The sequence below is a fragment of the Bacillus sp. FSL W8-0770 genome (assembly GCF_038008705.1).
In the GTDB taxonomy this organism is placed as follows: domain Bacteria; phylum Bacillota; class Bacilli; order Bacillales; family Bacillaceae_G; genus Bacillus_A; species Bacillus_A cereus.
The window spans coordinates 2,754,246-2,773,175 of record NZ_JBBOZR010000001.1; the positions used below are offsets into that span (position 1 = coordinate 2,754,246).

Genomic DNA, 18,930 nt, shown 5'->3' on the forward strand with positions numbered 1-18,930 from the left:
TAAATAAATCCGTTACAATGTATGAACTCCAGAATTTATTGAAAAACTATGTATAAATCGGAGGTGTAAATTTTGAATGATTTCACAGTAGTGCTTATCAAGTTTATATCGTGCATTATCGCATTTAGCATTGGGCTTGCTTTATTTTTCCCTGCAACGTTTGTTCAAATTATTTCATTCAGTCTCTTTGTTACAATCGTATCCTACATGTTCGTTGATAAAATCATTTTAAATCGAATTGGCAATACTGGTGCCATTATGTCGGATTTCTTATTAACATATTTAAGCGTATGGATTTTCGGTAATATTTTATTAGACAACTATATGCAAATTGCATGGGGCAGTATCCTTTCTGCCATCGTCTTCACTTTATCTGAAGTAATCGTTCATCGCTTCTCTAACTCTCATACAAGGCACAACAATGATAACATTCGTATTAATCGCCGCTTTGCATATGGTACAGAGTTTGCTGAAGAACAAAATATATTGGATAAAGATAAAAAAAAGTAACGTTTTAATGCAGGAGCGCCCTTTTTAATTATGTGGTGCTCCTTTTTTGTATTTTTTCATTATGGTACGTGAAATTATATAAGTGATTATTTCAAAATACCGACCTACTAACAATATTTGACGCTATTTTTTCTAATAAAAAACTGCCTCTTATTTAGAGGCAGCCACTTTTAAGTCTTTTACTGCAACAACATCCGCAAACGCTCCCAATACTGCGTTATGATGTTTCACAATATCTTCAGCACGTAACACTTCTGTATTAAATGTACTATGTGCATCACTCACTAACGTTACTTTATATCCTTCACTACATGCTCTGCGCGTTGTCGTATCTACACAATACTCTGTTTGCATTCCCGAAAGAATAACGTGTTCAATTCCTTTCTCTTGTAACACTTCGCTTAAGTTTGTATTATGGAATGAATCTGGAGTCGTCTTTTCAACTATATTATCTCCTTCTTGCGGAGCGATGGCCGCATGGATTCGCCATCCATCCGTACCTTTTTCTAACGGATGGTCTTTAGGACCGTTATGTCGGATATAAATAACTGGAATATCATTTGAACGACATTCCCTAATAAGCTCTTGCAGTGTTTGTAAAAACTTTCCCCCATTATGTACTGGCATTCCAGCTGTATACATACCCGCTTGCACATCAATTACGATTAATGCTTTTTTCATTTCACACATCCCCCTTTGTTTGTATAAGCCATTATTATTGTTTATATTCCATCATCCAACAATCTTCTAATTTCCCCTCATGCAACTCATGTTCCTTTAAAATCTTTACTTTTTTAAATCCACTTTTTTCATAACACTTTATTGCCCGTTCATTATTTACTTTCGGATCCATTGCAATTGCTTCTGCTCCCATTTCACCCATAATATATGTAATTGCTGCCTGAACGAGTTTTGTTCCAATTCCCTTTCCCCAATAGGCTGGTTCACCGATAAATTGGTCCATACCCCATACATTTTGTGATTCTTTATAGCCATATAACGCTTTCCACTCTGAATCCACTGGATACATTTGTATGTAACCAATCGGAATGGTATCAAATTCTATTAAACATCTTTTTTCATTACTGTTTGGACTATGTATAAAATGATCAAGCACCTTTTCTACAGATTGCGGATTATCTCGTCCTTCGTAATACCGCAGGACTGCTGGGTCCGTTAACCATTTAGAAATGATAGATGCATCATCTTCCATTACGTATCTAATCAATAAACCTTCTTTTTGAAAAAGCATATTATACCTCTATTATTCCTTTATATTTTTTCTTGCTGTTACATCTTTCATTGCACCTACTAATGCATATGGTAGTAATGTAATCGCAAAAAATGCTGTAAATACGTTAAATTGCGGGATTGTATAGAGTGTGAACCATTCAGTGAAAAATTGAGAATTTAATATTCTATTAAAAAACTCTCCGCCTGGCCTAAAGTTTGGTACCCACCTAGTTATTTCACACAAAATAAACAGTAACTGAACAATAAAAAATGCCCCTAGATAACGAAACCAAGTCCGTTTCCATATAGGTTGTGCATTTTTTAATATATCCCCCATCTTACCCCCTCCTTAAATATCCATCATATTGATTATACACTTTCCTTACTTTATTTGTTAAAATTTTCTATATAATTAATGCTGTTTGGGGGGAATACATTATGTCTAATCCTATATTTACATCCACTTTAATCATTCTTAGAGGAAACTCCGCAAGTGGTAAAACAACGATTGCAAAACAACTACAAGAACATTTCGGACAAGGGACACTTTTAGTATCACAGGATATTGTACGTAGAGATATGCTTAGAGTACACGACACAATGGGTAATTTATCACATGATTTACTATTTGAAATTACGAAGTACGGAAAAGGAAAATGTGAATTTGTTATTTTAGAAGGTATATTGAACAGTCATAGGTATGGTGAGATGTTAAAAGAATTAATTCGTTATTTTGATGAAAATGCATTTGCATATTACTTTGATTTATCATTAGAGGAAACTATTAGACGACATAACACAAGGGACAAACGACACGAATTTGGTGAAGATTCCCTACAAAAATGGTATAATCCGCACGATACTATTAAGGTTGCCAGAGAAACTATTTTTACAGATAACTTTACGCAAAAAGATATATTTGATGCAATTCTTAATGATGTTGCGATCAAAAAACAAGCCTAACATAATATGTTAGGCTTGTTATGTATTTTGTATTTCAGTTTTTATAATTAAACAATCTATACATAAATAATAGTATATATTCATTTCCCCAAACTGGAAATTAACTACTGAAATAAGTCCACGTTCCTCAATATCTTGAGTAATTGTAGCAACATATTTCATCTCTTTCGCACAAGTTGGACACGCCAAATCCTTTGGAAGATCATCATATAATGGTACCCCTAATAATCTACATACATATTCAGAACCGAACAAGTCAAAAGCTTCCCAGTAACTATCTTCATCTATAGGTATATCTTCATTTTTCATATTTATAAGCTTTACCGTTGTTTTTGGTAATGAAACTGGTAACTTATATTCCTCTTCCATTATCCATTCTTCTATATTTTGCTGCTGTATGATTTGAACAGTTTTCCCTCCATCACTTAACTGAAAATATTGCGGTTCCCATACCATCGCGCAGTTCAAGCATGAAACGAATGGTAAAATATTTAGTTCATTACTTTTAAGTTCAGCAAGTCTCCCATCTTTTAAATCAAAACAGAGAATTTGATGCATCTTTTCACCGCATAACTTACATACTGGCAAATTACAATCTTGACCGCCAAAATAATGATTATATGAACCTCTTCCTTCAATTACTCTATACCCTTTCCTTTCTTTGCAATGTGCACCATATAATTCTGTTGTCATATTCTATCCTCGCCTTTTATAAGAATGATTCACAAAATGATAATAATTAAGACTAAAAAACATCGTCTTCCTGAATAGTTTCCATAATAAATTCTTTTAAACTCGGAGATATTTCTTCCATTTCGTCATCCGCGTGATACCAAATGTATATTTCATCATCCATTTTTCCATTATTTATTTTAAAGCACAATTTATCCCCTGAACCATCGTCACCAATTATGATAAGGTTTTCTGGCATATACTCATCTCTCATGTCAACATTTTGTCTAACTATATCATCCCAAGTTTTCGTTACATTTCTATTATCTTTAATCGGATATAGTATCCATTCCCCTATTTCAGCATTATTAACTAATTTAATAAGATCCCTATATTGATTTGGGAAAGCAGCACCTAACTTTTCTTCAGTTTCTTTTATTTGCAGCTCCAATACACCTTGTTTCTTTGTTTCAATATATTCTCTTACTTCTTTCATGAAATACACCTATCCTTTGAACTTAATTACACTATTATGAGTGAAAGTGTTTAGTAAACGATTTGATCCAATTTATACATTTCATTATACGTTAATCCTTCGTTTTCAACATACTACTCTTCTCTACTTCTCAATAACCTTCTGTTCTACTTCCTTACCTCATTCTTAATAGTTTTATTTTCTAAACATCATACAATTTTTATGTTTTGTTACAGGTTTAGTAATAAGCCATTTAAAAATCCTATTATACTTCCACTAAAAAAATAAAAGCCAGCCTCAATAAAGAGAACTGACTTCTATTTGGATAATTATTGTTACTATAAAATTTTCACTTTAACAGTTTGTCTTCCCCAATTCATAGCTTTACTTTTTGAACCCATTAAAACATCAATACGATTACCTTTAATTGCACTTCCAGTATCACCAGCGATAGCTTCTCCATAACCTTCTACCCATACTTTAGATCCTAATGGGATTACTTTCGGGTCAACTGCGATAATTCTCATATTCGGATTTTCCGTTAAATCATGCCCCATCGCAGTTAAAACGCGTCCACCATATGTACCATTTTCACTTGGATCAGCAGTATACGCTGTCGCTACTACCGTTAATTCACGTTTAGCAGACTGTATGTTGTTTTTAGATACTTCTTTCGCTCTCTCTTCTTCTTTAGCCTTTGCTATTTCTCTTGCTTTCTCTTCTTCTTTAGCTTTTGCTATTTCTCTTGCTTTCTCTTCTTCTTTAGCTTTTGCTATTTCTCTTGCTTTCTCTTCTTCTTTAACTTTTGCTATTTCTCTTGCTTTCTCTTCTTCTTTAGCTTTTGCTATTTCTCTTGCTTTTTCTTCTTCTTTAGCTTTTGCTATTTCTTGTACTTTTTCTTCTTCTTTAGCTTTTACTATTTCTTGCGCTTTCTCTTCTTCTTTGACTTTTGCCTCTTCTTTAGGCTTTACTATTTCTTGCGCTTTTACTTCTTCTTTGACTTTTTCTTCTTTAGGCTTTACTATTTCTTGCACTTTCGGTTCTTCTTTAACTTTTACTTCTTCTGTGACTTTTACCTCTTCTTTAGGCTTTACTATTTCTTGCGCTTTCTCTTCTTCTTTGACTTTTGCCTCTTCTTTAGGCTTTACTATTTCTTGCGCTTTTACTTCTTCTTTGACTTTTTCTTCTTCTTTAGGCTTTACTATTTCTTGCACTTTCGGTTCTTCTTTAACTTTTACTTCTTCTTTGACTTTTACCTCTTCTTTAGGCTTTACTATTTCTTGTGCTTTCGTTGTTTCTTTCGCTTTTGCTACTTTCTGCGTCTTTACTTCTTTCTCTTCTTTAACTGATTTTTGTACTTTCGCTACTTGCTTCGTTTTCTCTTCAGTTTTCTTTTCAGTTGGTGCTGTACTTGATAGGAAAGAAACGTTTGCATAAGCAGTTTTTCCTTTATACTCAAATTGCAGCCATCCGTCTTTTACTTGATGCGTTGATTCAATTACATCATCTTTTTTTAGTCTGCCAAGAATTTCTGAATCCGTGTTTGCTTCAGTGCGTACATTTAACAAATTCGCCGTTACATGATATACATCTTTTGTAAACTCCGAACTTACAAACACTTCTTTACCATTCAACTCAATTTTTGACCAGCCATCTTCGGTATTTATGACTTTTAACTCTTGCCCATTCTTTACTTTTTCGACCACTTTTGATTCTGTAGTCGGTTTTTCACGTACGTTAAGTACATCTGCTGTTACAATTGTTTCTGCGGTAGCAGTTGTGGTAAACGCCCCCAATCCAAAAATAGTTGCTGTTGCTGCGCCAATTACTTTTTTCATATTAGCCTCCATTAAATTTTTTTGAATTTTATCAAATGCCTCCGTAAAATTGTATAATTTTACATAATATCAAAACATTTGCAACGGTATATTAATATTGTTTAATATACTGTTATTAAAACTCCTTACTCCAATACTATCAAATTCTCATTTCTAATTCTATATATTATAAATCTCCTTATCTTTTATAAAAGCTCCATGCCCTTCTTCACACTAAATAGTTGTGGCAATTCCCGCCAAAAATAAACTTACGATTGCTAAAATTTGAGTAGCGACAATAGCCCCTCTTAAATGAAACTTATAATCTTTATATCCTTTCATACCTTCCGTACTAGGAATCACAACAAACCTTGGAGTAATCCAGCAAAAAATTAGCCAATCAATTATAAGTAAATCTACTAAATTGAAAATCATTAAAATACCAAAAGTGTGTAAATAGGCATCCATATACATTAACTTTTCATGCTTATGTAGTATATATGTAGAAACGAAAGGAGTACCGAAAAGAATAGTATTATATACAATATTAAAATAAATGGTTTGCTTTTTTTCATGAATCGATTTTGGAAAAACTACTTTTTGAATATCTTTCGGATAATCAGTTAACGAAAGTCGAGGATTATAATATAAGGACCCTAAAATCATTACGGATAGTACAATAGACATGATGACACCAACGTACATCATTTGCTCAAATTGATTCATATGCTGTATTCACCCTTTTCTGTAATTACTATGATGGTCATTCACTTAATTACATATTGTATGTACGTACACAATCAAAAATTAACAACTAGCTTTAATAGCGAAGCAAAATTGTTGCAATGCAAATGCAAATTTAATACAGTGGAAGCCTAATTGATACAGATAGGATTGGTGAAACCTATGAAAATTGAACATATTGCAATTTGGGTAAATGACTTAGAATGTATGCGTGATTTTTATATGAAATACTTTAATGGTAAAGCAAACTCTTTATATCATAATAAAACGAAACAATTTGAATCTTATTTTATTACGTTCGAATCTGGAGCAAGACTTGAACTTATGCGTAAAAAAGGGATTGAAAATAAGCCTAATTTAAACATAACCGGCTATGCTCATATGGCTTTTTCTGTCGGTAGTGAAGAACGTGTGAATGAACTAACAAAGGTGATAAAAGATGCTGGTTATCCTTTATTAAATGGACCACGTTTTACTGGAGATGGCTATTATGAAAGTGTAATAGGCGATCCAGAAGGCAATCAAATAGAAATTACGATTTAACTTACCCTTTTCCACCACCTCCGTATTTTTCCACGGATTAGGCGGTGCTGTTGCTGAGGTGCCAAATGAGCAACTGCTTACTTTTACCGAAAAGCACTATCAAACATATCAATATTCGCTACTTGGGAGCAACCAGAAGGTGCTGGTGGAAGTATTCGATGGGTGAAGACTTCCGTTTGGCAATGCTCCCCTTTACAAAAGGTGTCTATGTTAATACTCCTGACCTATCCATTAAAAATTGGCCAGATGCATACTTCAGTTGCAACTTTGACCGATTAATGGAAGTAAAAGCGAAATATGATCCGAAAAATGTTTTTAACTTTCCGCAAAGTATTCCGCTTTTTTAAACTATATATTCCACCTAATATATTAAAATATAAAACATCCATTTTTTAAATGGGTGTTTTATAAATAAAGTTTACATAATATAATTATTGGTTAATTCTTTTACTAAATATCTATTCAACAATCGAAAGTAACACTTTCTCAAGGTCTTTTTTAGATAACATACTTTCGTTTATATAGCCATTCTTTTAATTGTACTTCATCCAAAGCTCCGTTCCCCTCTCATGATCCTTCACACTATATTCGCTCGTTTTTCACAAAAGGTTCATTTTACATGAAAATTTATTTATTACAATAAAAATATAAGGTATATTTTTATGAAAAGGAGGAATTCAAGAATGAATACAGAGGATAAAATTTACGCTGAAAAAGTGTTAAAAAATCTCTTTATCGGATCACAAGTTGATGGATTACAATTTGGTATTTCTCCAGGCGCTATAAAGATTCATTTCACAAACTTTCACGACTCAGTTGATTATGACGGACAATTATATATCAATATCGAATCCAAATGGTTTTTATTTAATAAACCTCAAAAAAGCTACCCATTAAATGAAGATGAATTTGAAGTTTATTCTGAGAAAGAAGAATATGAAAGAATATGTAAGATAAGAAGACAAAAAGTTACCGATATACAACTTGGCTTAGAAAGCCCTCATTTAATTATTACATTAGAGAGTGGACAAATTATTTTTTTAAATGGTTTTCATGATTATTATGAATGTTGGCAAGCTGGTGTCCTATGTGAGCAATGGCTTGTAGTCGCTGCACCTGGGAATGAAATCGCCACTTGGGCTCCCGATGAGTTTACCGATAAGTAAACTGTCTTCACGAAGAAGAAACGAAGATATTTTATGAAGTACTATACTAATGAACTACATAATCATTTCTATTACACGTAAACAAAATGACCATTTTACTTTAATAGAACTCACTTTATTAAAGTTGAAAGGATGATAATGATGGCATGTGTCCATGATTTTGGAATAATTGACGATTTTACTTCTCAAAAAAATTACGAAGATTATACACCAGAGAAATATCATTGTATATCTGTTGATGATGATATTATCAGTAGTTTAAATCAAAATTTATCAATTATGAAAACCTACTTCCATACAGTCAAAAATCAGAAATACGGTTTAGCTTATTGTGGTATTACAATTATCCCGCCTGAATCATTAGCAATTTTCTATGAAACAGTTACATCCTCAAAGTTCTTCAGAAAATCTGATGAGCTGAATGAGTTAGCTTCAAAAATTGTACAAGCTGCAGCAGAACAGAAGTACATGATCCATTATGGGGTTTAAATGTAATTCAAAAAATGCTTAGGATTTCTCCGAAGCATTTTTTGTATGTTACTAATACATTTATTCCTTAACCATTTAGTCAATGCTTGAGCCTATGGTCCCTTCTTTTACAAGTGAGGGCGCCCCTATTAATCTAAATAAGCGTCTCATTTCCAATCTTCCAGCTAAACCATCTCCCATGTCCTTCTGTTTCTCCAACCGTTTCACGATATTCGTTTCCGTTAATATAATAATCAATATGAAGGTCACGATCCCACATGTTGTTATACAGGTGGAATACATCACGTTTTGCGCCAATTTCTTGTATTTGTTTTTCTAACTTATGTTTTACTTGTTCTGGTATTTGATTTGCGACGTGTGTATGGAAAATACAAATAACAGCTTCTTCACTTATTTGTTCAATAATAGATGATAATAGCTCTACACCGTCTCCTTCTATTAATTGGACAGATTCATTTTTCACTAAAGATGCAGCTTGATCAAACATCTCAAGCCTTTCTTTATGTTCTGGCCAAATTAAAGCACGTAACCATAAATAATCTTCCTCATTATGTAAATCATTCACATGTAAGTCCAGTCCGATTCTTTCTACGACAGATGGGCTTTCTTTTAGAAAATGCGGTACATTCTCCCCTCTTATTTCAGAAGTTACATGCACATTTGAATTTATATTTCCGTACATTTCATCCATCCCGTACGAATAACGATATTGGTCCCAGAACAGTTGCAACCCAGAACTTGTCCCAATTTCAATTAACGCTAACGGCTTCTTCACTTTGTTAAATATGTAGCAGAAACTTGGGTATAAGTATGCGCACCGTCTTACTTCATTTGTTTGAACGAGTTTCGTTTGTAACAAAGTAATGATTTCTTCTCGGTACTCTTTACAGAAATCTTTAAAATGATTAAAAGCTTTATCTAAATTTGTATCAGCATTTTCAACTAAACTACTATAATACGTTTTTAAATGATGTTCTTTCCCTGCTAGCAATAAATAATGTACTGCACCTAATAGTAAGTTTGGGACTGGTTGACCTACCTGAGCATAGGACGATAGTGTAAGTACTTCCTCATCTTCAGCAATTTTCATTGATAAATATTCATATAAATCACTTGACCCTTTACATTCCTTTATTGAAAAGTTTCGAAATAAGTTTGAAATTTGTTCTTTTGTACACATTAGAGTCCCTCCTTTTTATTTTTCGGAATAATCTTACCATTTCAGAAAGAATAATCCCATAAAAAGGTACTCGATTTAGTCACTTAAGGATACGTAAGCTTTTTCGAGATAATTTCAAACTGTAATTTTTTTCTATTTACCACCTTAAAAGAGCTTGTTAAATAAGATTTTTAGCGAATAAAACGTTAAATAGTTTAAAATTATCAGATAACACTAGATATTTTAGTCTATTAATTATTATAATAGAGTATGAGATGGTTATATAATTGAGACAAAAAAGGTATACACCTAGGTGGGGCCTAGGCGGTGTTTCTCTTTTACGGCTTAGACATAGAAAACACCTACACTTTTTTGCCAATATAGGGGATGGAGAGATTATCATGAGCAACATGCAGCAAAAAACAGACGTTATCTTAATTGGTGCAGGAATTATGAGTGCAACATTAGGCTCATTACTAAAAGAATTAGCACCAGAATGGGAAATTAAAGTTTTTGAAAAACTCGCAAGTGCCGGGGAAGAAAGCTCTAACGAATGGAATAATGCAGGTACAGGGCATTCTGCGCTATGCGAACTGAACTATACTTCCGAAAAAGCTGACGGATCTATAGATATTAGTAAGGCTGTAAAAGTGAATGAGCAATTCCAGCTTTCAAGACAATTTTGGGCATATCTTGTAAAGAGCAAATTAATTCGTAATCCACAAGATTTTATTATGCCACTACCTCATATGAGTTTAGTACAAGGGGAAAAAAATGTTGAGTTTCTAAAAAACCGTTTTGAAGCGCTTTCAAAAAATCCACTGTTTCAAGGAATGGAATTTTCTGATGCTCCTGAAACATTAAAAAAATGGCTTCCACTCATTATGGAAGGTCGCACATCTAATGAACCGATGGCGGCAACGAAGATTGACTCTGGAACAGATGTTAACTTCGGTGCATTAACACGTATGTTGTTTGATTACTTAAAAACAAAAAATGTCGAGCTAAACTACAAGCATAGTGTCGAAAATATTAAGCGCACGAAAAATGGTTTGTGGGAAGTAAAAGTACACGATATGAATAGTGGTAAAATTGAGCATCATACTGCTAAATTCGTCTTTATTGGCGGCGGTGGCGGTAGCCTACCTCTACTTCAAAAGACTGGTATCCCTGAATCAAAGCATATCGGTGGCTTCCCAGTAAGTGGACTATTTATGGTATGTAAAAACCAAAAAGTTGTAGAGCAACATCATGCGAAAGTGTACGGTAAAGCTAAAGTTGGCGCTCCGCCAATGTCTGTACCTCATCTAGATACGAGATATATAGACAATAAAAAAGCTTTACTGTTTGGACCATTCGCAGGCTTCTCACCTAAATTCTTAAAAACTGGCTCAAATCTTGACTTAATCGGTTCTGTAAAACCGAATAATGTCTTAACGATGTTAGCCGCTGGTGTAAAAGAAATGGGACTTACAAAATACTTAATTCAGCAAGTTATGTTATCGCACGAAAAACGTATGGAAGAATTACGCGAATTCATTCCGAACGCGAAAAGTGAAGATTGGGATATTGTGGTTGCTGGACAACGTGTACAAGTAATTAAAGATACTGATGCTGGCGGTAAAGGAACACTTCAATTTGGTACAGAAGTAGTAAGTGCAGCTGACGGCTCAATCGCCGCATTACTAGGCGCATCACCAGGTGCTTCTACTGCTGTTCACGTCATGCTTGAAGTATTAGAAAAATGTTTCCCAAGCCGCATGGTAGAATGGGAAGAAAAAATAAAAGAAATGATTCCTTCATATGGCATTTCACTAACTGAAAATCCAAGATTGTTCCAAGATCTTCACACTTCTACTGGTCGTACACTTGGATTAAACGAAAAAGAAACTGTTCATAATTAATGACGAAATAAAAAAACGTCCGATATATTCGGACGTTTTTTTGTCTACTAAAAATTATACTTATCAATATTATCTTTCGTAAATATAACTCGTTCTGGTAATACGATAATTCCATTCCCTTCTGCCTCATAATCATATCCTTGAATGGAGTTTGGCTCTACCTTCACTTTTCCAATTCCTTTTACTTCGAAGCTATCCCCTACTTTTAACTTCTTCCCTTTTACAACAATTTCATTTGCTACATATGTTGCGAGAGCACCTTGTTGTTTTACATCCCATAAACCAAATTGTGCTACTGTTCCTCGTTTTACGTAATCACGCATAACGTTTGGTGTAGAGAAGCCAGTTACGACAACCTTTTTATCCATTTTTAAATTTTCAGCTGCTTGTGCCATTGCCGGAAGTGCCGTTGCATCTGGACAAATGACTGCATTAATATTAGGATACGTTTTTAAAATATTCTCTCCTACTGACAAAGACTTTTGCGCATTATTTTCACCGTACTGCGTCGTTACAATTTCCCAGTTCGGATATTTCTTTTTAATAATTTCTTTCGCTTTCGTTACCCATTGGTTTTGATCCGTTACTGTCGGGCTAGAATAAAAGAAGGCTACTTTTCCTTTATCTCCAATTTGCTTTGAAGTCATTTCTATTAATAAATTAGCAAGTTGGTCTGGTGTTCCTTGGCTGATATAAAAGGAACGGTCTTTCGGATTCACATCAGAATCCCACGTTAAGACAGTCATTCCTTTTTTCTTAGCACGTTGTAGTGATTGCGATAAACCATCAACTGATGTAGAGGAAACCATAAGTGCATCATAGTTTTGGTTAATAAAATTATTTATATACTTTACTTGCCCGGATACGCTCGCTTCAGACGGTCCATCATACTTCACTTGCACGCCTAACTTATCTCCCATCTCTTTTGCCCCTTCACCACCCGATGTGAAGAAACCAACTCCTGTTAATTTCGGAATAAATGCAAATTTCACATCATCAGCCTTTTTCTTATCTGCCGTTTGGCTAGAACACGCAATTAAACCGATTAAACAAATACATACAATCAATACAATCCCCAGTTTTCTCTTCATGACATTTCCCCCTTATGCAAATTCCTTCTTTTCTCCGCTAAGAATTGATGTAATTTGAAATGTCTCATAATAACTGAAAGAATAAGGATAATACCTATTACTACATTGGATTGTTCATTTGTTAAACCCGTCATTTGCAAGCCATACTGCATGAGCCCAATAAAAATACTCGCTAGTACAGTACCAATAATACTTCCTTTTCCCCCCGTAATAAGTGTCCCGCCTAATACGACTGCTGTAATGATTGGTAAAATTGTTTCACTTCCCATATCAGCACGTGCGGAACCAAAATATGCGGTTAAGAAAGCACCTCCTAATCCACCTCCTAACCCGGAAAGTATGTAAGCGATAATGACTACTTTTTTCGTTTTAATCCCGGTGTATTTTGCTGTATTTTCGTTCGCACCTGTTAATTTTACATGGCGCCCGTATATCGTTCGGTGAAACAAAATCGTGCATACAATTGTTAATAAAATAAGTAGCCATAATAAATTGGGTATTCCTATAAAACTACCATTTGCTAGTTGTACATAAGTATCAGGTAAACCGCTTATTCCTTCGTACCCAGAAGCACCTGCCCCTCCTGAAATGACGAGGGCAATTCCCCCGTATAAAAACATCGTTCCGAGTGTAACGACGAGTGGTTCTACATCCGTCATTTTTATAATGAGTCCGTTTAAAGCGCCTGCTAAACAACTAATTATTAGGGCGATTATAACAGCAAACAAAATAGGTATTCCGTTCATCCAAAGTACACCGATTAAGATCGAAGTGAGCCCCATTATTGAGCCGATCGATACATCAATTCCTCCTGTTACTATAACAAAAGTCATTGGTATCGCCGCAATTGCGATAAATAGGAAATCATTTGTACTAAAAAGGAGATTACTAATATTTAAGAAATCACTATTTATTAAACTAAAAAGGATGAATTCTACAAGAAGTAATACAATTAGAACCCCTTCCCATCTATATACATACTTCATAGATTCATCCTCCTTTCTGCCTTCCACTTTTTCATAACACTATCTAATATGATGATAAGTAATAATAAAAAACCTGAAATAGCATTATTCCAAAATGCTGGTATTTTTAAAAAGACGAGTGAGCTGCTTATTGTTTCTAAAAATAACGCTCCTAATGCAGCTCCAAATAAAGATCCTGTTCCTCCTTTTAAATGAATTCCTCCTAGTACAGCGGCTGCGATTACTTGTAATTCTAATCCTGTACCTGTTTGATTCGGAACGAACCCGATATTCATAACAAATATGCACCCAGCGAGCGCAGCGCTTATGCCTGAAATCATAAACGCATATATCTTCACTTTATTAACAGGTATACCAATAAGTCTCGCGCCATCTTCATTATCACCTACCGCGTAAAAGTATCTTCCAAATGGCACTTTCCTTAAAAAGAAGTATAGTAGTAGTAAAATAATAAGAACGAACCATACAGTTATAGGTAAACCAAGAATGACGATAGATGACAGCTGCTTAAAATCATTTGGAATATCTTCTATCCACTTACCGCCTGTGAAAATTAACATTGCACCTCTAATAATTCCTAACATGCCTAATGTCATAATAATGGCTGGTACCCGAAACTTCGCAACCCCAATACCATTTACGAAACCGATAATGGCCCCAAGTATAATAGCAGCAAATATCGACAAGAATGCACTATACCCATTCGTTAACATCATTCCGCAAACTGCTGCGCTTAACCCCATGCTTGAACCAACTGATACATCTATATTTTTCGTAAATAAGACGAACGATTGACCGATTGCTAGCACGACTAAAATAACGCTTGATTTTATCAGTAAAGATAACGAGTTAAATTGAATAAAACTAGGGTTTATCATTCCTACAATAGCTATATAAATTAGTAGTAACAGTATGATAGACGTTTCATGCATTTTTAACATACGTTTCATTCCGCTACACCTCCGTATGCAAGGCGTGTAACTTCATTCACACTCAGTTGTTCTTTTTCCATATGAGAAACAAATCGCCCATTTCTCATTACATATACACGGTTTACTAATTGGACAATTTCTTCAACATCTGAAGAGATTAATAAAATTGCGAGTCCTTCCCTTTTCATTTTTTCTATCGTCTCATACACTTCAAGCCTTGCTTTCGCATCAATTCCGCGAGTCGGCTCATCAAGAATAATAATTTTAGGATTACATGCAAGATACTTCGCAAGCACGACCTTCTGCTGATTACCTCCTGATAAAGATGCCAGTTCTTTATTCATATTCTGTACAACAATTCGGAACTGTTCTATAAACGAATTAACTAAAGCGCTTTCTTTTTCTTGATTTATAAAAAAGCGACTATTTTGATATAAACTTGCTGCTGCAATATTTTCTTTAACAGAAGCAATTGAGAAAATTCCATTCCTCACCCTATCCTCTGGCACATAAACTAGTCCTTCGTCTAGCCTTTTATGCAAAGAACACGTATCAATTGATTTTCCACCCAATAAGATAGACCCTGATTTTATAGTTTTCAATCCAAATATCGCTTCTGCTAATTCCGTTCTGCCAGATCCTATAATGCCAGCAACACCTACAACCTCACCCGCATGTACAGTGAATGATATATTTTCGAATGCGTGACCATTTATATCAACCACTTCTAATATTTTTTTCGTCTTTACTGTCTCTTGAACTACTTCTATTTTCTCTTTCTGTTTATATCCTTTTGGCAATAGTCCCTCCATCAGCATGTCATATGTATAGTCACATACATCACCTTGGCTTACAACCATTCCATCACGTAGTATTGCTACTTTGTTGGCAATTTCAAAGATTTCTGGAAAACGATGCGTAATATAAATCATCCCAATTCCTTTTTCTTGTAAACTTTTCATCAACACAAAAAGACTCTTAATTTCGTGTGTTGTTAATGTCGATGTTGGCTCATCTAGAATAAGAATCTCAGCTTCTCTTATTAATCCTCTAACTATTTCTACTAACTGTTGTTGCGCAATCGATAATGTTCCTCCTAGTTTATTAAGGTCAATATCCCATCCTAAGCTGCTAATCAATTGCTGAATCTGTACTTTTAGTTTCTTTTTCTTTTTCTTTTTCTTTTTCTTTTTCTTTTTCTTTTTCTTTTCTTTTAACCCGATACATATATTTTCTTCAATAGTCATATGCGGAAAAATGAGTGGTTCTTGCGGTATTAAATAAATACCTTTTCGGTGTGCTTCTGATGGATTTGAAAACTGTTGCTTCATTCCTTTTACATACATCTCTCCATCATCATACGAATATAACCCCGTTAATATTTTCATTAATGTTGATTTCCCGGCGCCATTTCCCCCCACTAAAGCGTATATATCTCCGCGCTCTACTTGTAAGTTCACTTCTTTTAATACAAGTTGATTTAAAAACGCCTTACTCATTTTCTTTACTTGTAATAAAGGTACGTTCTCCACATGATGTCACCTGCCTTTATCCAGAACATTTTTTGAGAAAATGATTATTTGTTCTACTTGTTTTGTAGCATTGTATATTCCTTTTTTTATATCTAGAACACTTTTTTCTACGTACTATTAATCGTTTCAACTGGAATAAACAAAATATATGGTACATATGTTTAAGCTGTGGTCAATTGTTGAAAGGGATGAAGAGTATGACTCAGCTGAACTTTGAAGAAAATTTATTAACTAAAGTAGCTTGGTACTATTATAAAGACCAATTAACACAACAGGAGATCGCGTCACTTCTTGATATTTCAAGAAATAAAGTCGTCCGGTTATTAGATAAAGCGCGGAGTGAAGGTATCGTTACATTTCACGTAAAAGGGACTGGTTTGCACTGTTTAAGTATTGAGCGTGACCTAATGAAAAAATTCCACTTAAAAGATGCTTTTATTATCCCTACCCCAGTAAACAATTATCACGCTTCTCTCGGAAAAGCTGCTGCACAATATTTAGAAACTCATCTCCAGCAAGGCGATTTACTCGGTATTGGCTGGGGAGAAACAATTAGCAAAATGCTAGAAAACATTCATTTTGAAAGTTCTATCAACCTTTCAATCGTAACGCTCACAGGCGGGGTAAATCACTATCTCCCGAGAAAACAAAACTATTTACACTACATGCAAGGCGAACTTCACATTATCCCTACGCCGTTTCTAGCGTCTACAACCGAAATGGCACAAAGTATTCTATCAGAACCGAGTGTAAAAGATATGCTTCAAGTCGCTTCACTTGCTCATACGGCTGTTGTCGGTATTGGGGGATTATCTCAAGACGCTACGATTGTAAAAGAAGAAAAATTAACACTACGTGAGATGACATATATTCGTAGTCAAAACGGTGCTGGCGATATTTTAGGACAGTTTTATAATACAAATGGCGATTTATTAGAACTCTCGCATCACAATCGTCTAATTGGCACGCCCCTCTCTATTTTGCGCAATATGAAGCATGTCGTCGGTGTTGCTGGAGGTACTGAAAAGATAGATGCAATTTATGGTGCCTTAAAAGGAAAGTTTATTCATTCATTAATTACCGATGAGGAAACTGCCCTCTCCTTATTACGAAAGGATGGTGATTGTTAATGTCCCATTTATTAGCTTTCGATGCTGGTACAGGGAGCATTCGAGCAGTTCTTTTTGATTTACATGGTAATCAAATTGCAGTAAGTCAAAAAGAATGGATTCACAAATCTGACCTTCGTTATCCGGGCTCTATGAACTTTGATGTAGTAGAAAATTGGAAGCTAGTACAAGAATGTACGAAAGAGGTGCTTCAAAAAAGCAACACTCCTGCCTCTTCTATTCTTGCTATTAGCGCTACAAGTATGCGAGAAGGATTTGTTTTATATGATCAAGATGGGCAAGAAATATGGGCGTGTGCAAATGTTGATGGGCGCGCATCCGTCGAAGTTAGTGAATTAAAAGAAATTCGGTCACATCTTGAAAAAGATTTATATACAAAGTCTGGTCAAACTTTTTCATTAGGTGCTTTACCACGCCTACTCTGGATAAAAAAACATGAACCCGACGTCTATAATAATATTCACTCTTTTACAATGTTAAACGATTGGATTTTATATAAACTAAGCGGCGTACTACAAATTGATCCCTCAAACGGATGCACGTCAGGTATTTTTGACTTACAAAATAGAGTGTGGGATAACGATGTCGCTAAGGAGTGCGGTCTATCTTTGCCATTTTCACCAACAGTAAATGAAGCTGGTACAGTAATTGGCAACGTTACAAAAGAGTGTGCAGCATTAACTGGATTACGTGAAGGGATTCCTGTCGTCGCCGGGGGTGGAGATGCTCAAATGGCATCGCTCGGAACAGGAATCGTGAAACCGAATCAAACGTTAATATGCGGGGGTAGCTTTTGGCAACAAGAAGTGAATGTTACTGAGCCAATAACAGATCCACATGCTACGATTCGAGTAAATTGTCACGTCGTTCCGAACCTATGGCAATATGAAACAATCGCCTTTTTCCCAGGTCTCGTTATGCGCTGGTTTCGAGACGCTTTTTGCCAAGAAGAAAAGAAACTTGCTGATAAACTCGGTGTAGATGCTTATGAATTACTAGAAGAACAAGCGAAAGACGTACCTGTCGGTTCACATGGCATTATCCCTACTTTTTCAAACGTTATGAACTACATTTCTTGGCGTCATGCCGCACCTTCTTTTTTAAATTTAAGTTTAGACGCTGACAAATGCGGAAAAAAAGAACTGTTTCGTGCTATTGAAGAAAATGCAGCCTTCATTACACTTGGAAACTTAAAATTAATAAAAAATCTAACTGGCACATTCCCTTCTGAAGTTATTTTTGCTGGCGGTGCCGCTAAAGGAAAACTATGGCCACAAATTCTATCAGACGTACTCGGTATTCCTGTAAAAGTACCTGTTGTGAAAGAAGCAGCTGCTTTAGGAACTGCGATTGCTGCTGGAGTTGGTGCTGGCATATATTCATCTATGGAAGAAACTGCCGAAGAGTTTGTACAGTGGGAGCAAACATTCGAACCAGTTACTGAAAATCACGAACTATATAAAGAGTTCTATGAAACATGGAAAACTGTATATGACAGTCAGCTCGCTTTAGCTGATAAAGGGCTCACCTCACATATGTGGATTGCGCCTGGTGCACTGTAACACATTACATAAAGGAGTGAAC

General features: G+C 35.0%; 20 protein-coding genes and 1 pseudogene. 9 read left to right on the plus strand and 12 right to left on the minus strand.

Going from position 1 to position 18,930, the window contains the following annotated elements; translation table 11 throughout:
- The first annotated feature begins 72 nt into the window (after positions 1-72).
- On the plus strand, positions 73-510 hold the full coding sequence (locus tag NST27_RS14220) for a YndM family protein (protein ID WP_000997702.1): 438 nt from the start codon (positions 73-75) through the stop codon (positions 508-510).
- 150 nt (positions 511-660) lie between these two features.
- Here NST27_RS14220 and NST27_RS14225 read toward each other — a convergent pair whose 3' ends face one another.
- The 3 genes from NST27_RS14225 to NST27_RS14235 are packed head-to-tail and all read right to left on the minus strand — an operon-like array spanning position 661 to position 2,080.
- Complete coding sequence (locus tag NST27_RS14225) at positions 661-1,191, minus strand: cysteine hydrolase family protein (RefSeq protein WP_000709542.1); 531 nt, start codon at positions 1,189-1,191, stop codon at positions 661-663.
- A 34-nt stretch (positions 1,192-1,225) separates the two neighbouring features.
- On the minus strand, positions 1,226-1,762 hold the full coding sequence (locus tag NST27_RS14230) for a GNAT family N-acetyltransferase (protein WP_000898772.1): 537 nt from the start codon (positions 1,760-1,762) through the stop codon (positions 1,226-1,228).
- Between the two features lie 12 nt (positions 1,763-1,774).
- Complete coding sequence (locus NST27_RS14235; protein ID WP_000502343.1) at positions 1,775-2,080, minus strand: YfzA family protein; 306 nt, start codon at positions 2,078-2,080, stop codon at positions 1,775-1,777.
- A 101-nt stretch (positions 2,081-2,181) separates the two neighbouring features.
- Here NST27_RS14235 and NST27_RS14240 point away from each other — a divergent pair, with 101 nt between their 5' ends.
- On the plus strand, positions 2,182-2,706 hold the full coding sequence (locus NST27_RS14240) for a kinase (protein ID WP_000070079.1): 525 nt from the start codon (positions 2,182-2,184) through the stop codon (positions 2,704-2,706).
- Positions 2,707-2,724: 18 nt separating this feature from the next.
- On the opposite strand, the gene NST27_RS14245 is transcribed toward NST27_RS14240, so the two are convergent.
- The 4 genes from NST27_RS14245 to NST27_RS14260 form a co-directional block, all read right to left on the minus strand.
- Positions 2,725-3,399, minus strand: coding sequence for a hypothetical protein (locus NST27_RS14245; RefSeq protein WP_000206085.1), 675 nt, complete (start codon positions 3,397-3,399; stop codon positions 2,725-2,727).
- A 52-nt stretch (positions 3,400-3,451) separates the two neighbouring features.
- Entirely contained in the window at positions 3,452-3,874 is a 423-nt protein-coding gene (locus tag NST27_RS14250) for an SMI1/KNR4 family protein (protein ID WP_000665936.1), read from the minus strand.
- 317 nt (positions 3,875-4,191) lie between these two features.
- Positions 4,192-5,691 (minus strand): cell wall-binding protein EntB, encoded by a 1,500-nt coding sequence (gene entB, locus NST27_RS14255; RefSeq protein WP_341035164.1) that lies wholly within the window; start codon positions 5,689-5,691, stop codon positions 4,192-4,194.
- 213 nt (positions 5,692-5,904) lie between these two features.
- A complete protein-coding gene (locus tag NST27_RS14260; RefSeq protein WP_001071244.1) occupies positions 5,905-6,396 on the minus strand; it encodes a hypothetical protein in 492 nt (163 codons plus the stop codon).
- Positions 6,397-6,576: 180 nt separating this feature from the next.
- On the opposite strand from NST27_RS14260, the gene NST27_RS14265 reads away from it, so the two are divergent.
- The 4 genes and pseudogenes from NST27_RS14265 to NST27_RS14280 all read left to right on the plus strand — a co-directional run bounded on the left by NST27_RS14265 (position 6,577) and on the right by NST27_RS14280 (position 8,612).
- Positions 6,577-6,957: a VOC family protein gene (locus NST27_RS14265; RefSeq protein ID WP_000687534.1), complete on the plus strand. Its 381-nt coding sequence runs from the start codon at positions 6,577-6,579 to the stop codon at positions 6,955-6,957.
- A 4-nt stretch (positions 6,958-6,961) separates the two neighbouring features.
- A pseudogene (locus NST27_RS14270) lies at positions 6,962-7,304 on the plus strand (BBE domain-containing protein); the annotation flags it as partial.
- Positions 7,305-7,640: 336 nt separating this feature from the next.
- Positions 7,641-8,123: a hypothetical protein gene (locus NST27_RS14275; protein ID WP_001090919.1), complete on the plus strand. Its 483-nt coding sequence runs from the start codon at positions 7,641-7,643 to the stop codon at positions 8,121-8,123.
- A gap of 138 nt (positions 8,124-8,261) precedes the next feature.
- On the plus strand, positions 8,262-8,612 hold the full coding sequence (locus NST27_RS14280) for a hypothetical protein (protein ID WP_001999997.1): 351 nt from the start codon (positions 8,262-8,264) through the stop codon (positions 8,610-8,612).
- A 133-nt stretch (positions 8,613-8,745) separates the two neighbouring features.
- Here the strand turns inward: NST27_RS14280 and NST27_RS14285 are convergent, their stop codons facing one another.
- A complete protein-coding gene (locus tag NST27_RS14285) occupies positions 8,746-9,792 on the minus strand; it encodes a DUF2332 domain-containing protein (RefSeq protein ID WP_000337434.1) in 1,047 nt (348 codons plus the stop codon).
- A 380-nt stretch (positions 9,793-10,172) separates the two neighbouring features.
- Here NST27_RS14285 and NST27_RS14290 point away from each other — a divergent pair, with 380 nt between their 5' ends.
- A complete protein-coding gene (locus NST27_RS14290; RefSeq protein ID WP_000069138.1) occupies positions 10,173-11,675 on the plus strand; it encodes a malate:quinone oxidoreductase in 1,503 nt (500 codons plus the stop codon).
- Between the two features lie 47 nt (positions 11,676-11,722).
- On the opposite strand, the gene lsrB is transcribed toward NST27_RS14290, so the two are convergent.
- Genes lsrB through NST27_RS14310 form a run of 4 tightly spaced genes read right to left on the minus strand, consistent with a single transcriptional unit; the run spans position 11,723 to position 16,216 of the window.
- Positions 11,723-12,766 (minus strand): autoinducer 2 ABC transporter substrate-binding protein LsrB, encoded by a 1,044-nt coding sequence (gene lsrB / locus NST27_RS14295; protein WP_000823654.1) that lies wholly within the window; start codon positions 12,764-12,766, stop codon positions 11,723-11,725.
- Positions 12,763-13,752 (minus strand): ABC transporter permease, encoded by a 990-nt coding sequence (locus NST27_RS14300; RefSeq protein ID WP_000878524.1) that lies wholly within the window; start codon positions 13,750-13,752, stop codon positions 12,763-12,765. Before NST27_RS14300 ends, lsrB begins: the two co-directional genes overlap by 4 nt.
- Positions 13,749-14,702, minus strand: coding sequence for an ABC transporter permease subunit (locus NST27_RS14305; protein ID WP_000827493.1), 954 nt, complete (start codon positions 14,700-14,702; stop codon positions 13,749-13,751). Before NST27_RS14305 ends, NST27_RS14300 begins: the two co-directional genes overlap by 4 nt.
- Positions 14,699-16,216, minus strand: a complete 1,518-nt coding sequence (locus tag NST27_RS14310) for a sugar ABC transporter ATP-binding protein (protein WP_047386378.1) — start codon at positions 16,214-16,216, stop codon at positions 14,699-14,701. Before NST27_RS14310 ends, NST27_RS14305 begins: the two co-directional genes overlap by 4 nt.
- Positions 16,217-16,413: 197 nt before the next feature.
- Between NST27_RS14310 and NST27_RS14315 the strand changes: the two genes are divergently transcribed.
- Both NST27_RS14315 and lsrK read left to right on the plus strand, forming a co-directional pair.
- The gene (locus NST27_RS14315) at positions 16,414-17,346 is read left to right on the plus strand and encodes a sugar-binding transcriptional regulator (protein WP_061661691.1); all 933 of its coding nucleotides are present in this window, start codon (positions 16,414-16,416) and stop codon (positions 17,344-17,346) included.
- On the plus strand, positions 17,346-18,908 hold the full coding sequence (gene lsrK, locus NST27_RS14320) for an autoinducer-2 kinase (RefSeq protein WP_000018811.1): 1,563 nt from the start codon (positions 17,346-17,348) through the stop codon (positions 18,906-18,908). The genes NST27_RS14315 and lsrK overlap by 1 nt, the downstream gene beginning before the upstream one ends.
- Positions 18,909-18,930: the final 22 nt, after the last annotated feature.

Coding starts and splice junctions, on each gene's coding strand:
- NST27_RS14225 (WP_000709542.1), bottom strand. CDS start 1,191: ATGAAAAAAGCATTAATCGTAATTGATGTGCAAGCGGGTATGTATACA.
- NST27_RS14230 (WP_000898772.1), bottom strand. CDS start 1,762: ATGCTTTTTCAAAAAGAAGGTTTATTGATTAGATACGTAATGGAAGAT.
- NST27_RS14235 (WP_000502343.1), bottom strand. CDS start 2,080: ATGGGGGATATATTAAAAAATGCACAACCTATATGGAAACGGACTTGG.
- NST27_RS14240 (WP_000070079.1), top strand. CDS start 2,182: ATGTCTAATCCTATATTTACATCCACTTTAATCATTCTTAGAGGAAAC.
- NST27_RS14245 (WP_000206085.1), bottom strand. CDS start 3,399: ATGACAACAGAATTATATGGTGCACATTGCAAAGAAAGGAAAGGGTAT.
- NST27_RS14250 (WP_000665936.1), bottom strand. CDS start 3,874: ATGAAAGAAGTAAGAGAATATATTGAAACAAAGAAACAAGGTGTATTG.
- entB (WP_341035164.1), bottom strand. CDS start 5,691: ATGAAAAAAGTAATTGGCGCAGCAACAGCAACTATTTTTGGATTGGGG.
- NST27_RS14260 (WP_001071244.1), bottom strand. CDS start 6,396: ATGAATCAATTTGAGCAAATGATGTACGTTGGTGTCATCATGTCTATT.
- NST27_RS14265 (WP_000687534.1), top strand. CDS start 6,577: ATGAAAATTGAACATATTGCAATTTGGGTAAATGACTTAGAATGTATG.
- NST27_RS14275 (WP_001090919.1), top strand. CDS start 7,641: ATGAATACAGAGGATAAAATTTACGCTGAAAAAGTGTTAAAAAATCTC.
- NST27_RS14280 (WP_001999997.1), top strand. CDS start 8,262: ATGATGGCATGTGTCCATGATTTTGGAATAATTGACGATTTTACTTCT.
- NST27_RS14285 (WP_000337434.1), bottom strand. CDS start 9,792: ATGTGTACAAAAGAACAAATTTCAAACTTATTTCGAAACTTTTCAATA.
- NST27_RS14290 (WP_000069138.1), top strand. CDS start 10,173: ATGAGCAACATGCAGCAAAAAACAGACGTTATCTTAATTGGTGCAGGA.
- lsrB (WP_000823654.1), bottom strand. CDS start 12,766: ATGAAGAGAAAACTGGGGATTGTATTGATTGTATGTATTTGTTTAATC.
- NST27_RS14300 (WP_000878524.1), bottom strand. CDS start 13,752: ATGAAGTATGTATATAGATGGGAAGGGGTTCTAATTGTATTACTTCTT.
- NST27_RS14305 (WP_000827493.1), bottom strand. CDS start 14,702: ATGAAACGTATGTTAAAAATGCATGAAACGTCTATCATACTGTTACTA.
- NST27_RS14315 (WP_061661691.1), top strand. CDS start 16,414: ATGACTCAGCTGAACTTTGAAGAAAATTTATTAACTAAAGTAGCTTGG.
- lsrK (WP_000018811.1), top strand. CDS start 17,346: ATGTCCCATTTATTAGCTTTCGATGCTGGTACAGGGAGCATTCGAGCA.